The following is a 13049-nucleotide window of genomic DNA, read 5'->3' on the forward strand; positions in this document are numbered from 1 at the left end:
AGGCGTTGGCGCGGGGTTTAGCCGCGCATTCACCAAGGAACAAGGCGCGAGTGCTGGGATGGGACGGTTTGCCCTGATTTTATTGCTTTGGCCGGGAATTTTATCCGCCGAGGAGTTTCGGCGGCTGACAGGGGATGAAATCCTGATGGCGCTTATGGGCAAGAAACTCGACTACGGCGAGGGTATCAGCCAGACCTTCGATGACAGCATGCACACGCAGTACTTTTCAGGTCGCCCAAGCGCGGGGCGCTGGGCTGTGCGTGAGGATCGGTATTGTTCGGTCTGGCCGCCATCGGATATCTGGGCTTGCTACGATGTCGAGCAAAGCGGAGATACGATCCGGTTTGTAGATGTTTCAGGCAATGCGACTGACGGAACCTTTGTGAAGTGAACCTACCCAGGAATATCGAGGATTTCCAAGGGGTTTGGAGCCTGACGCGCCTCATCCGGGATGAGCGCGCGGGCCAGATCATTCATGCGGATGGTCTGGCAGAGCTGCAACACGATGGGGACGGGCTGATCTATGATGAGACGGTCACGCTGCACATTCCGGGGCAGCCTGCAATGACGGGAACGCGTCGATACCTTTGGCGTGATGCTGGGGATCAGATCGCCATTCACTTCGACGACGACCGGTTTTTTCACGCGCTCAAGCTGGGCCAGACACGCGCCGAGGACCACCACGATTGCCCGCCAGACAGCTATGATGCATTATATGATTTCTCGGGATGGCCGCGCTGGACTGTCCGTTGGAAAGTGTCCGGACCGCGAAAATCCTATGAAATGGAGACCAAATACGCGCTGCGATAGCGTAATCATCTTGCAGCAACGGCCCGGAACGGGCATTGCTGCAGGTGCAAATAAGTCCGAATGTGGAGAAATGAGATGAACGCAAACGTACTGGCCAATGCTTTTGGCCCGCGTGAGGGGACGGCGCTGCGCGTCAAGCAGGTGGCTCTGGTTGCCCTGGGTATCGTTGCTCTGGCTGTTGCAGCCAAAATCAAAGTGCCGATGTGGCCGGTTCCGATCACCATGGGCACATTCGCCGTTCTGACCATCGGCACCGCTTATGGCGCGCGCCTTGGCCTGATCACGATGCTGGGTTACCTGCTGGTTGGTGCTCTGGGCTTTGACGTGTTTGCAGGTTCCTCGGCCGAAAAATACGGCCTGACCTACATGATGGGTGGCACCGGCGGCTATCTGGTCGGTTACCTGATGGCGACCATTCTGCTGGGCGCACTGGCCGCGCGCGGCTGGGATCGTTCGGTCGGCAAGCTGGCGCTGGCGCTGGTGCTGGCCAATGTCCTGATCTATGTGCCGGGCCTGCTGTGGCTGGGTCAGCTGTATGGCTGGGACAAGCCGATCCTGGAATGGGGTCTGACACCGTTCCTGCTGGGTGACGCAATCAAGCTGGCGCTGGCCGCTCTGCTGATCCCTGGCCTGTGGAAGCTGCTGGGCGACGCACGCACCTGATAGCGCGCTCTTGCGCAAGACACACCCGCGTTCGGAGCTTTCCGGACGCGGGTTTTTTATTGTCTGCAGAACAGGATACTGGACAAAGTCAAACTGCATGGGCAACCTGACATCAGAAAACTGATCAGGTTATTGAGATATGCGTATTTTGTTAAGCTTGGCGCTTGCTGCAAGTGCCGTGACTTGGTTGGCTGTAACGCCTGTGCAAGCTGACACACCGGTGACCTACACCGATGAAGGGCGCGCCCTGTTCCGCTTTGAGGTTCCCGACTTTTGGGCATTGCGTACCGGTGGCCCGCGTGAAATCGAGGATACCAATCTGGGCGATGCCCGTGCGGTTTCGCGCGTCATGGGGATCAGACCGGTGACCGACGATAATGTCTGGATGGGCTTCGTCTCACCATCACGGGTTTCCAGCATTCAGGGCGGGCTGAGCTATCTTGAGGATATCGACAAATTCCTCGTCAAAGACCCGACCGTGACCAGCACCAGCAATACAAGGATTGGTGGGCGGCCAGCCCACGTTATTCGAGGCACCGGCAATCGGGATGGGCGAGGCGTAAACTTTACCGCCACCGTGATTGACCTGCCGCGTGACCGTGTTGCGATAGGGGTTGCGATCCTGCGTGACGGGGCCGACCCGTCTTATGTTGATGCCTTGAACGCCGTTTTCGCGTCGTTCCGGTCTTTGCAGTAAGGAGGCTCGGATGACTCGCAAACTGTTAAAACGGTCTGTTCTGGCGCTGGGGTTGGGTACTGCAACGTTTACACTGTCCGCCTGCGATGGCGTGTCCGTCGGGGTAGGGTATGGCGTTGGGTATGACCCGTTCTACGACTCGATGCTGTGGAATGATTACTACCACGACCGTAACGTGAATGTAGATGTTGACATAAACCGCCCAGACCGGCCCGACCGCCCCGATCGACCGGTTCGTCCGAACCCTCCACCGCGGCCAAAGCCACCGATCGCCAAACCGCCGTCGCGCCCGCATCCCCCGGTGGCGCGTCCTCCGACGGCACGGCCACCAATTCACCGACCCTCACCGAGGCGCCGTTAGAAAAAGGGGGCAAAAGCCCCCTTCAATCATTATCATAAGCTGACAAAGGTGGTTTTCAGTCCAGCAGCTCAGTCGTGATATGGGCCGAGCCTTCAAGGGTTCGGTGCACGGGACATTTATCTGCGATCTCCAATAGCTTAGCACGTTGCGCGGCATCCAGCGGCCCTTGTAGCCGTATCTTGCGGCGGAACTGATCGACCTTACCATCGCTGGCCAGTCCAGCGTCCTGGGCGTGTACCTTGTCGTGGCAGACATCGACGGTGATACCTGTCAGCGGCCATTTCTTGCGCCGCGCATACATGCGAATGGTCATCGAGGTACAGGCGCCCAATCCCGAGGACACAAATCCATAAGGGGACATGCCTCGGTCCGTTCCTCCGTACGAGGCGGGCTCGTCAGCGACCGCATGGTGGCGCGGGCCGGACTGGATGTCTTGCAGGAACCCTGCCGGGTCTGCCTCGGTTACGCGAACAACACCTTCCGGGGCGCCGGGTGGTGGGGCGGGCGGGCACAGTTTGACGTATCGCGACACCCAAGCCGCAATGACATCCGCCGCGTAATCCGCATCAGCGGCGCGTGTGATCAGATGGTCGGCATCGTCCAGCGTGACAAAACTTTTTGGATGCTTCGCAGCCAGAAAGATGGTGCTGGCGTTGTCAATGCTGACCGTGTCATCGCGCGGTGCGTGCAGGATCAGAAGCGCTGCTTTCAAATCTGAAACGGCAGGGCTAAGCGCGGCCTCTGAAATGTCATCGACAAAAGCTTTGCCAATGCGGAACGGGCGACCGCCAAGCGAAACCTCTGCGCTGCCTTGCGCCTGAATCTCGGGCAGGGCGGCCTCGAAATGGTGTGATACGTGGCCCGGGTCAGCAGGCGCACCCAATGTGACGACCGCCTTGACCGACGGTATGCCAGCGCGTGCGCGCAATACCGCAGCGCCGCCAAGTGAATGGCCAATAAGCAGGGCGGGGGCCATGTTGCGGCCGGACAGGTAGTGCGCTGCAGCGATCAGATCTTCGACATTTGAGGTGAATGTCGTATTCGCAAACTCTCCATCCGAGTGGCCAAGGCCTGTAAAATCAAACCTGAGCACGGCGATGCCCATCGCCGCCAAACGCGCCGAAATGCGCCGTGCGGCAGGTATGTCCTTAGAGCAGGTAAAGCAATGCGCAAACAAAGCCGTTGCCAATACCGGCCCGTCCGGCAGATCAAGGCGCGCGGCCAATTGGCTGCCGTCGTGACCGGCGAAAGTAATGCGTTCGGTGGGCATGATGAATCCTTGGTGGTCCGGGTTTCGACAATACTGTGTGCTGTGTGCGGTTCTCTCAACCCTTGTGTCAGTGGCGTAACGGGAAGGTGAGGGGGAGAGACCACGTAGCCCTTGGCGCGTCGCATCAATGCTTTGTTGGGGTTGGTTTTTGAATAATCAAAAAATGTGATGTTGGGTCGTATAAACATTCATTTTACTTATTTCTTCTTGGACCCCAACTTGCAATCATCCTTCTTATCCAAAGCAGAGGTCAAAATGGCACATACAACATCTGCACCGCTAAGCCCGACACTCCACGCCGGAGTTCTGTTGGCAATTCTCGTGACTGGCGCAATTGGTTTTGCACTGGGACAAAGCTGGCCGCTGACCAATACGTCTGAGGACACGCCAACTCTCACCGCGCCTGAGGATTGGCACGGCAATGTCAGACGGTCCCAATGGTCGAACTAGGCCATAGCGCTTAGCTAGACCCCATCAATTGTGCGTCGAACGGATACTTCGTGAGGTTTTCATAGCCGTCTTCGGTGATCAGTACCTGATCTTCCAGCTTGATCGAGAAATCGCCGCCTACCTCGCCAACTGCCGCTTCGACGCACAACACCATTCCGGGTTCAAGTGGATAATCATACGATCCCTCGACCGCCTTGTCGGGATAGGCTACCAAGGGCCATTCATCGCACAATCCAACTCCATGCATCAGGCAGCCGTATTTCTGTGCCTGAAACTTGTCATCCAGCCGATGGGCATTCGCGGTTAGTTCCGGGATCATGACGCCTGGTTTCAGCATTTCCATGTTGGTCATGATGTGCTCATGCGCGTGCTGCATGGCATAAATCATATCCGCACGTGGCTTTTGATCGCCGATCCACCAGGTTCGTGAGATGTCGACGCAAATGCCGTAAGAACCAATCAGGTCGGTATCAAACGCGATGATTTCATTTTGCCGCGTGATGCGCGGGCCGCATTCCTGAAACCAGGGATTGGTGCGCTGGCCCGAGGCAAGCAAGCGGGTCTCGATCCATTCACCACCGCGCCGGATGTTTTCAGCATGTAGCACTGCCCAAATGTCATCCTCGGATGTCTTCCCGTCTCCGACATTGACACGTGCGAAGCGCTCCATTTCGGCCACAGCGGTCTCGCAGGCGTGGCTGGCGCAGCGCATGGCGAGGATTTCGTCTGGGCCTTTGATAGCACGGGTTTTCTCGGTAAGCTCTTCGCCCTCCATCACCTCGAACCCCTGAGCCTCAAGCGCGCGCAGGCCGTGCAGCATGATCTTGTCGACACCCAGCCGCATGTTGCCGCCACCGTGTTCTTCGATCAGGGCGCGCACCTCGTTTGAAAACACATCTGCGGCAACGTCAATCTTGTCGCCCCGGTCGAAATAGAACAGATCGGCGCCCGAGCGCTGCTCGCGCACCAGCGGGTTGAATTTCGACAAGAACGGAGAGTTCTTGTAGTCCCAGATCACCATATATCCGTCAGCGCAAACTAGAACGGCCCGGAACGGGTTATGGGTATTCCAGAGCTGCATGTTGGTGCTGTCAGTCGCATAGCGGATATTCAGGGGGTCAAACAGCAGGATCCCGCCCCAATCGCGCTGCACGATGGCCTGAGTGAGGCGTTTCCAGCGGTATTTACGCATCTGTTCTAGATTGGGCAGGCTAAGCCCGGCAGCGGCCCATTCGTCGAAGGCAAGCTGTGTCGGTCCGATCTCGATCCTGTCATTGTCGTTCGGTGTCCCGTCCCCGAGGGTGGCGCCCCGGGTCGGGTCAATCTTACGGGTGTCACGATATGGTGTGTTCACGGTTGGACCTTTCTGCTTGCCTGCCCAACCTGCAAATCCAGATGCGCTGCGTCTTCTAGGTTTGCGACCGTCTTCTGGTCGCTTTTTGACCGACAGCACCAGAGCAGGGTGCTATGCCTCGACTATGACCGTGATATTACAGCAAGCCATTCCCTATGATCCACTCGCCCAAAACCCGCTGCCTGGCATTAAGCCTGCGGACCCCAGGGCCTGGTTGCATCGCGACGATGCGTTTTCTGCCCAGATGCAACGACGCGCCGCGCTGTTGGCGCAGCAAAAACCGGACGTCTTGGCGCAAAGCCCCGAGGCGTTGGCACCCGCGCAGGAGTTGCTGGAACTGGTCATTCAGCAAGTTTATCCGAATGTCTCCGATAACGTTGTGCGGCCCGACGGTGTACGGGTTGAGGTTGACCGGGAACGCCCGTTGGAAACGCTATGCCATTTGGTGCAAGAGGATTTCTGCATTCTGCAGAAACACGATGACGAGCATGTTTTGACTGGCGCGATCCTGTGCTTTCCCGCAAGCTGGATGCTGTCAGAAAAGTTCATGCGCCCTTTGATTGGGATCCATGAACCGGTTGATGCCTACGACGCCAATATTGCCCGCAGAGTTCAACGTTTGTTTGACGGCATTCAGCCCAACCGGCCACTTTGGCGGTTCAATGCGCTTTGGTACAATGATGCCGAATTGTTCCAACCGCGTAGTCTCATGCAGCGACGCACGCCGCAGGACGAAAATTCGGCCCGATATCTGCGTAGTGAACGTCAGACTCTCTTGCGTTTACCTGAGACAAACGCAGTGGTGTTCGCGATCCACACTTATGTAATGGCCGCTGATCAGGTCCTTAAAATGGAAAACCCCGCCTGACGGCGGGGCCTCCAAGGAGGGTCTTGGGTAATTTGATTACATGCCAATCGCGCTGGCGACCTCGGCAAAAGCATTCGTAGCGTTCAGGCCAAAAATCGCTGTGGTAAAAGCCAGAACCTGAGTGTTGAGGCGGAAATCCTCACCCCGGATCAGATTGACTGCTGCCAGGGATATGGCAATCGGTGTCGATATGCTTGCCACAGCACCAGTCATGCCCCAGCTGGTCAGTCGCAGAATATCGCTTGGGCGTTCCGTTTCGTCCTCGGACTGGTGAATGTTGCCGGCGGGCAGGGGAGCATCAGCCTCGGTCCGGAAGGCGATACTGAGCAGTTGGTCGTCACTTAGCTTGATCGGACGCGGCTTGGCGTGTTTGGTCTGTGCATCTTCCGCATCAGGATCAGGCAGATCGAGCCCCGCAAATGGGCCGCTGACTGCTTCGAATATCTGCTTTCGGTTCCGGGCGTTGCGCGGCGCAATTGAATCAAAGGCACTCATGAATTGTTCGATGGTGAGAACCGTTTTGGGCGACAACCATTCGACACGACGGGTCGTGCAGATGTCGACCATTCGGTACAGGATCACCACAAGCATCAACTCGGATATTTCACTGTCATCGAGCAGTTTTGACACCGGACAAATCGAGATCGTCAGCCGGTTTCCCGGCAGCGTAACCGCAGCACGCGGCATAGTTTTGAGACCAGCGGTTCGATCCATCCGCTCATGGTGGTTGTGATCTACTTGGGTTGGTTCCGAGTCCAATGTCAGACGCACGAGATATTGGCTGCTGACAATACTGGCCTCCGATGCGCTAAGAAGCGTCTTGCGCTCGACCAGATGGCCATAGTCACCCAGCGTCGTCGAGACGACCTCGCACAGACGCTCAAGCGCGCCATCTGCCGACCCGTCAAACTGGAGGCCACCGTGGTAACTATGCTTTGCAGTCACAGCATGTTCCTTTGCTGTCATAATCTTCACAACAAATTAACAGGCGAAATGGCGCAAATTTTGACCAAAATGGAAAAAAGTCGAAATATTCCAAGATTGATTACGCTTTGGAAACCAAGAAAATCGGGGTTTCCTTAAATCTATGTGGCAACAATGTGGCCGAATTCAGGTGCTCTGACGTCAAGCCTATGACTGCCCTAGTTGTCGATTCGCGCCGCCATGATTGCAATGGATTGCTGGTAGACCGAGGCCGCATTCCATTGCTGTATGACCGCAAAATTCGGCTCTCCGGGTTGATAGCCGCGACCGGGCTTCCACCCTTTCTTACGCAGAAAATTCGCGGTCGAGGCGAGCGCGTCGGTCATGTTATAAAAATCGACCCGACCGTCACCGGTGGCGTCCACACCATAGGTCAGGGCGTTGCCGGGCAGGAACTGTGTATGCCCCAGCTCGCCATGTTTTGCCCCTTTTGTCGCCATCGTAAGGGTACCTTGGTCAACCAGTTTTAAGGCGCCGATAGCGTGCGGGATGAAGAATTCGGACCGGCGACAATCATAGGCTAATGTCGTGATTGCGGAAACAACCTGACTATCGCCCATGAAACCTCCAAAGCCGGTTTCCATGCCGTGAATGGCAATTAGCACACCCGCCGGTACGCCATATTGACGCTCGAGCGCGGCGTAAAACTGCGGATTGCGAGCTTTGCGCTTGCGCCCTTGCGCAACGATGGTGTTTGCCCCGCGCACCTGCATGAATTTGTCCAATGAGTATTTAAAGCTCTTCTGATTGCGATCCGCGGCAATCGTACGTGTTGCATATTGCGTTTGTGCGAGCGCCTGCAGACCCTTCTTTTTCACACCCGCTCGTTTGGCGGTTTTGGCAAAGTCGGCTTTCCAGGCCTCAAACCCGCTGCTGGTATTCCCACAAGGGGCGGACAGTGCCACCGAGGGCAGAAGGAACGCGAGTGCAGCGTAAAGGCGAAGACGAGGCATAGAGGAAATCCGAGTGCAAAAAACTACGCTCAGCCTAAGCCGAGTTCGACCTACCGCAAAGTGGTTTAATAGAGATCAAGCTCGTCTGTGCCTTTCAGAGATTCGAACCATTCATCCGGGGTTTTGTCGATCTTGGCATGTTTGACCATCATCGCGTTCATATTTGGCAGACTGGATGAGTCCGGCCATTCATCGGGTTGCCACAGGTTTGATCGAATGATGCATTTGGGACAGTGCGCAAAGACGGTTTCGACATGGATCAACAGGGCCAGCTTGGGCACGCGTCCGCCAACGGCCATGTTTGAAAGAAGTTCGGGATCTGCGCTAATTCTCGCGGATCCCCGCAGGCGCAGAGTTTCCAATTTTCCGGGGACAAAGAATATCACGCTGACGCGCTGATCTTTCAGCAAATTATGAAACGTATCCACGCGCTTGTTCCCGGGCCGGTCCGGGATCGCAATCATCGAGTTCGAGAGCACCTGCACAAACCCCGCAGGATCGCCACGAGGCGAAATATCGAGATGCCCATCGGGATTGGCCGAAGCGATCAGGCAGAACGAGGACATGCCGATGAAGTCTCGACACATCTCATCAAGTGCAGGCAATTCCTTTGCAATGATCTGCGGCAAGGGTTGCCCGCAAATGCGTTCCAGATCTTTTTCCGAGGTTACAAGTCCTGAATACTCAGAAAAGGGATTGTCGCTTGCGGGCATGTGCTCTCTCCGCCTGATGTTGAGCTCAAATTTTGAAAGATCATCATCGATCCGTCAAATCTCGCGGAGATACAGAAAAAGGGGCGCCCGATGGGCGCCCCCTGAGAATTTTCGTCGAAAATTCTTAATCAGCAGCTGTAGTACATGCCGTACTCAACCGGGTGAGGTGTGTGCTCGTAGGTTTCTACCTCTTCCATCTTCAGCGCGATGTAGCCGTCGATCTGGTCTTTGGTGAACACGTCGCCTTGCAGCAGGAAGTCGTGATCAGATGCCAGTGCTTCCAGAGCTTCGCGCAGGCTGCCGCAGACGGTCGGGATGTCGGCCAGTTCTTCGGCAGGAAGATCGTACAGGTTCTTGTCCATGGCTTCGCCCGGATCGATCTTGTTCTTGATGCCGTCCAGACCGGCCATCAGCAGCGCGGCGAACGCCAGATAGGGGTTTGCGGCCGGATCGGGGAAGCGGGCCTCGACGCGCTTGGCTTTCGGGCTTTCGGTCCACGGAATACGCACGCAGCCTGAACGGTTGCGGGCCGAATAGGCGCGCAAGACGGGGGCTTCGAAACCTGGGATCAGACGCTTGTAGCTGTTGGTCGCCGGGTTGGTGAAGGCGTTCAGCGTTTTGGCGTGCTTCAGGATGCCGCCGATGAAGTACAGCGCCTCATCAGACAGGTCGGCGTATTTGTCGCCCGCGAACAGCGGCTTGCCGTCTTTCCAGATCGACATGTTCACGTGCATGCCGGTGCCGTTGTCACCTGCGATTGGCTTCGGCATAAAGGTCGCCGATTTGCCATAGGCATGTGCAACGTTGTGGATCACGTACTTGTATTTCTGAAGCTCGTCGGCCTGCTTGGTCAGGCTGTCGAAGATCAGGCCCAGTTCGTGCTGACACGATGCAACCTCATGGTGGTGCTTGTCGACCTTCATGCCCAGACGCTTCATGGTCGACAGCATTTCCGAGCGCAGGTCCTGCGCTTCGTCAACGGGGTTTACGGGGAAGTAACCACCTTTGACGCCCGGACGATGGCCCATGTTGCCCATCTCGTATTCGGTGTCGGTGTTCCACGATGCATCAGTCGCATCAACTTCGTAGGATACCTTGTTGATACTGTTCGAGAAACGAACGTCATCAAATAGGAAAAATTCGGCCTCAGGACCCATGTAGGCCACATCACCAATACCGGAAGCCTTCAGGTACGCTTCAGCTTTCTGAGCGGTGCCTCGCGGGTCACGTTCATAGGCTTCACCAGTGTCAGGCTCCACAACCGAGCAGTGCAGGCAGATGGTCTTTTCCGCATAGAACGGATCGACATAGGCGCTGTCGGTGTCGGGCATCAATTTCATGTCGGAAGCTTCAATCGACTTCCAGCCCGCGATGGACGAACCGTCGAACATAAAGCCCTCTTCCAAGAAGTCCTCATCGACCTGGTCGGACATGATGGTGACGTGCTGAAGTTTGCCGCGCGGGTCGGTAAAGCGGATGTCGACGTATTCGGCGTCTTCATCACGGATCAGCTGAAGAACTGCGTCCTTGCTCATACTATTTGTTCCTCTGATTTGAAGATTGCTGTGTTACAGGGCTTCCGAACCGGTTTCGCCGGTGCGGATACGAATGGCTTGTTCGATAGGTGAGACAAAGATTTTTCCGTCCCCGATCTTGTCGGTCTTTGCGGCGCTAACGATGGCTTCGATCGCTGCGTCAACCTGATCATCATCCAGGACGACCTCGACCTTTACCTTGGGTAGAAAGTCGACAACATATTCTGCGCCGCGATAAAGTTCGGTGTGACCTTTCTGGCGACCAAAGCCTTTCACCTCGACCACGCTGAGGCCCTGGACTCCCACGTCTTGCAGCGCCTCTTTCACTTCGTCCAGTTTGAACGGCTTGATGATCGCTTCGATCTTTTTCATTCCGGCTCACCTTGTATGGTTGTCTCGATGGCAATGATCACGTCTAAGATCGGGCGGCAATGGAACTGCGAATTTGGTCGCCTTGTGGTGCTGCAAAATCGTGCAACGGGTTAAATTTTGATCGATGTGCACAAAATGTAATCAGAATTGAATCGCGTGAGGGCGCAATATGGCAGAGTTGCTGACAGCGGCACAGATGCGGACGATCGAAAAGTCCGCGATTGAGTCCGGTGACGTGAGCGGACTGGAGCTGATGGAGCGGGCGGGGCGCGGTGTTCTTCAAGCCGTATTTGAAGAATGGCCAGAGCTGCAGCGGGGGCCAGCCCCCGCACCCCCGAGGTATTTGGGGCCAGATGAAGAGGATCCGCTGCGTGCGGTAGTTCTTTGCGGGCCAGGAAATAACGGGGGGGATGGATTTGTTGTTGCACGCTTGCTGCGGGAGCGCGGCTGGGAGGTGGCGGCATTTCTTCTTGGTGATCCGGCGAAGCTGCCACCAGATGCGCGTGTGAATCATGACAGGTGGGGCGAATTGGGGGAGGTTCACCCATTTTCCGAAGTGTTTGCCGCGCATCAAGGGGCTGACCTTTATGTCGATGCGTTATTCGGGACGGGCTTACAGCGACCGCTTGAGGGTGATGTTCTAAAATGGGCAGAAATGACTGCCTCGGATCCAGCCATCGCCGAAAAGACAGTATCCGTTGATATGCCGTCTGGCCTGTGTTCCGATAGTGGGCGTGAGCTGGCCCCGGGGACCGCGACGGTTCAGGCCAGGCTCACGGTATCGTTTCATACTGCAAAGCTGGGGCATTATCTGGGGCTGGGGCCGGTCAGAAGTGGCCGATTGGTCGTCAAGGACATTGGTTTGGAGGAGGGAGTTCAGGGCGCGGTCAAACTGGTGACCACCCCGGATGCTGATTTTTCGAAGGCAACTGCCTTACACAAATATGCGCATGGGCATGCCTTGATTATTAGCGGAGGTGCGGGGGCAACCGGCGCAGCAAGGCTGGCGGCACGTGGTGCATTACGCATCGGGGCCGGATTGGTGACGCTGGGTGTTCCACCCTCGGCTCAGATGGAGGTTGCCAGTCACATCACTGCGCTGATGCTGCAGCGGGTCCAGAGCGGCGATGATCTGATGGAAGTCCTGATGGATGCGCGGTTGAATGCACTATGCCTCGGTCCTGGTTTGGGGCTGGCGCGTGCGCAGGAGCTGGTTCCTGTCGCGCTGGCCTCGGGGCGTCCCGCAGTGCTGGACGCGGATGCTTTGACGGCGTTTGCTGATGCGCCAGAGGTGCTGTTGGACATGCTCCATGACAGATGTGTTCTGACACCGCACGGGGGCGAGTTTGCGCGATTGTTCCCGGAGATCTCCGAAAAGCTCTCGATCAAGCCGGGCAAAGGGCCGGCTTATTCCAAAGTGGATGCCGTGCGTGAGGCGGCCAAGCAGGCTGGCTGTGTGGTACTATACAAGGGCCCTGACACGGTGATTGCTGCACCGGATGGGCAATGTGCGATCAATGCGGCGCTGTTTGACCGGGCGGCGCCCTGGCTGGCGACAGCAGGGTCGGGCGATGTGCTTGCCGGGTTCATAACGGGGCTATTGGCGCGGAGCTTCAACCCGATGGCTGCAGCCAAGGCCGCAGCTTGGTTACATGTGGAATGCGCCAGGCATTTTGGGCCGGGGTTGATTGCTGAAGATCTGCCGGAACAAGTGCCAGCGGTATTCGCACGGCTTGAAATCAATGGGTCATAGGCAAATATTGGCCGATCGCGGGTCAAAGCGGCAATGTTTCGCCTTATGATTTACCTGTGCGCATATCGGGTGTTTGCAAGCTGCAACACGCAGCGCAAGAATTGTCTTGCAGGTTAGCTGGGTGCTGCTTTCGAACTAGGTCAAAATATTGATTATAAAACGCTTTCCCTGAAGGTCCCCGCCTCCGCCTGTGGCAGAAATGCAATGCCGGGCTAATAAGCTTTAGCAATCATTGGAACCGTTAATCCAGGTGCGCATATCGGCAA

15 protein-coding genes are annotated in these 13049 nt (G+C 56.5%); 8 read left to right on the forward strand and 7 right to left on the reverse strand.

The features are described from left to right. Window positions 1–58: 58 nt before the first annotated feature. The 5 genes from ACR0A1_RS02900 (at window position 59) to ACR0A1_RS02920 (ending at window position 2531) form a co-directional block, all read left to right on the forward strand. A complete protein-coding gene (locus ACR0A1_RS02900; RefSeq protein WP_480866170.1) occupies window positions 59–391 on the forward strand; it encodes a hypothetical protein in 333 nt (110 codons plus the stop codon). Then, window positions 388–810, forward strand: coding sequence for a DUF6314 family protein (locus tag ACR0A1_RS02905; protein ID WP_170646391.1), 423 nt, complete (start codon window positions 388–390; stop codon window positions 808–810). Before ACR0A1_RS02900 ends, ACR0A1_RS02905 begins: the two co-directional genes overlap by 4 nt. A gap of 75 nt (window positions 811–885) precedes the next feature. After that, entirely contained in the window at window positions 886–1473 is a 588-nt protein-coding gene (locus ACR0A1_RS02910; protein ID WP_170396416.1) for a biotin transporter BioY, read from the forward strand. A gap of 139 nt (window positions 1474–1612) precedes the next feature. After that, window positions 1613–2170 carry a hypothetical protein gene (locus ACR0A1_RS02915; protein WP_170512898.1) on the forward strand — a complete coding sequence of 186 codons (558 nt, stop codon included), beginning with the start codon at window positions 1613–1615 and terminating at the stop codon, window positions 2168–2170. A 10-nt stretch (window positions 2171–2180) separates the two neighbouring features. Continuing rightward, window positions 2181–2531 carry a hypothetical protein gene (locus tag ACR0A1_RS02920; RefSeq protein ID WP_170403183.1) on the forward strand — a complete coding sequence of 117 codons (351 nt, stop codon included), beginning with the start codon at window positions 2181–2183 and terminating at the stop codon, window positions 2529–2531. Window positions 2532–2586: 55 nt separating this feature from the next. On the opposite strand, the gene ACR0A1_RS02925 is transcribed toward ACR0A1_RS02920, so the two are convergent. After that, window positions 2587–3801, reverse strand: a complete 1215-nt coding sequence (locus ACR0A1_RS02925) for a bifunctional alpha/beta hydrolase/OsmC family protein (RefSeq protein ID WP_170422256.1) — start codon at window positions 3799–3801, stop codon at window positions 2587–2589. 255 nt (window positions 3802–4056) lie between these two features. Between ACR0A1_RS02925 and ACR0A1_RS02930 the strand changes: the two genes are divergently transcribed. After that, window positions 4057–4251, forward strand: coding sequence for a hypothetical protein (locus tag ACR0A1_RS02930; protein ID WP_480866172.1), 195 nt, complete (start codon window positions 4057–4059; stop codon window positions 4249–4251). Window positions 4252–4261: 10 nt separating this feature from the next. Here ACR0A1_RS02930 and dddP read toward each other — a convergent pair whose 3' ends face one another. Next, the gene (dddP, locus tag ACR0A1_RS02935) at window positions 4262–5605 is read right to left on the reverse strand and encodes a dimethylsulfonioproprionate lyase DddP (RefSeq protein ID WP_480866174.1); all 1344 of its coding nucleotides are present in this window, start codon (window positions 5603–5605) and stop codon (window positions 4262–4264) included. A 124-nt stretch (window positions 5606–5729) separates the two neighbouring features. On the opposite strand from dddP, the gene ACR0A1_RS02940 reads away from it, so the two are divergent. Next, entirely contained in the window at window positions 5730–6473 is a 744-nt protein-coding gene (locus tag ACR0A1_RS02940; protein WP_480705165.1) for a heme-dependent oxidative N-demethylase family protein, read from the forward strand. Window positions 6474–6509: 36 nt separating this feature from the next. Here ACR0A1_RS02940 and ACR0A1_RS02945 read toward each other — a convergent pair whose 3' ends face one another. From ACR0A1_RS02945 to ACR0A1_RS02965, 5 genes are all read right to left on the reverse strand, one after another. Continuing rightward, window positions 6510–7418 carry a hypothetical protein gene (locus ACR0A1_RS02945; protein WP_480771535.1) on the reverse strand — a complete coding sequence of 303 codons (909 nt, stop codon included), beginning with the start codon at window positions 7416–7418 and terminating at the stop codon, window positions 6510–6512. Between the two features lie 197 nt (window positions 7419–7615). After that, on the reverse strand, window positions 7616–8410 hold the full coding sequence (locus tag ACR0A1_RS02950) for a lytic murein transglycosylase (protein WP_170396432.1): 795 nt from the start codon (window positions 8408–8410) through the stop codon (window positions 7616–7618). 65 nt (window positions 8411–8475) lie between these two features. Then, on the reverse strand, window positions 8476–9123 hold the full coding sequence (locus ACR0A1_RS02955; RefSeq protein ID WP_480866177.1) for an MSMEG_1061 family FMN-dependent PPOX-type flavoprotein: 648 nt from the start codon (window positions 9121–9123) through the stop codon (window positions 8476–8478). Window positions 9124–9251: 128 nt separating this feature from the next. After that, window positions 9252–10658: a type I glutamate--ammonia ligase gene (gene glnA / locus ACR0A1_RS02960; RefSeq protein WP_170396436.1), complete on the reverse strand. Its 1407-nt coding sequence runs from the start codon at window positions 10656–10658 to the stop codon at window positions 9252–9254. A gap of 33 nt (window positions 10659–10691) precedes the next feature. Continuing rightward, window positions 10692–11030 carry a P-II family nitrogen regulator gene (locus tag ACR0A1_RS02965; protein ID WP_170396438.1) on the reverse strand — a complete coding sequence of 113 codons (339 nt, stop codon included), beginning with the start codon at window positions 11028–11030 and terminating at the stop codon, window positions 10692–10694. A gap of 169 nt (window positions 11031–11199) precedes the next feature. On the opposite strand from ACR0A1_RS02965, the gene ACR0A1_RS02970 reads away from it, so the two are divergent. Then, on the forward strand, window positions 11200–12783 hold the full coding sequence (locus tag ACR0A1_RS02970) for an NAD(P)H-hydrate dehydratase (protein ID WP_480866179.1): 1584 nt from the start codon (window positions 11200–11202) through the stop codon (window positions 12781–12783). Window positions 12784–13049 lie beyond the last annotated feature (266 nt).

The sequence above is a fragment of the Ruegeria sp. D6 genome (assembly GCF_056534365.1).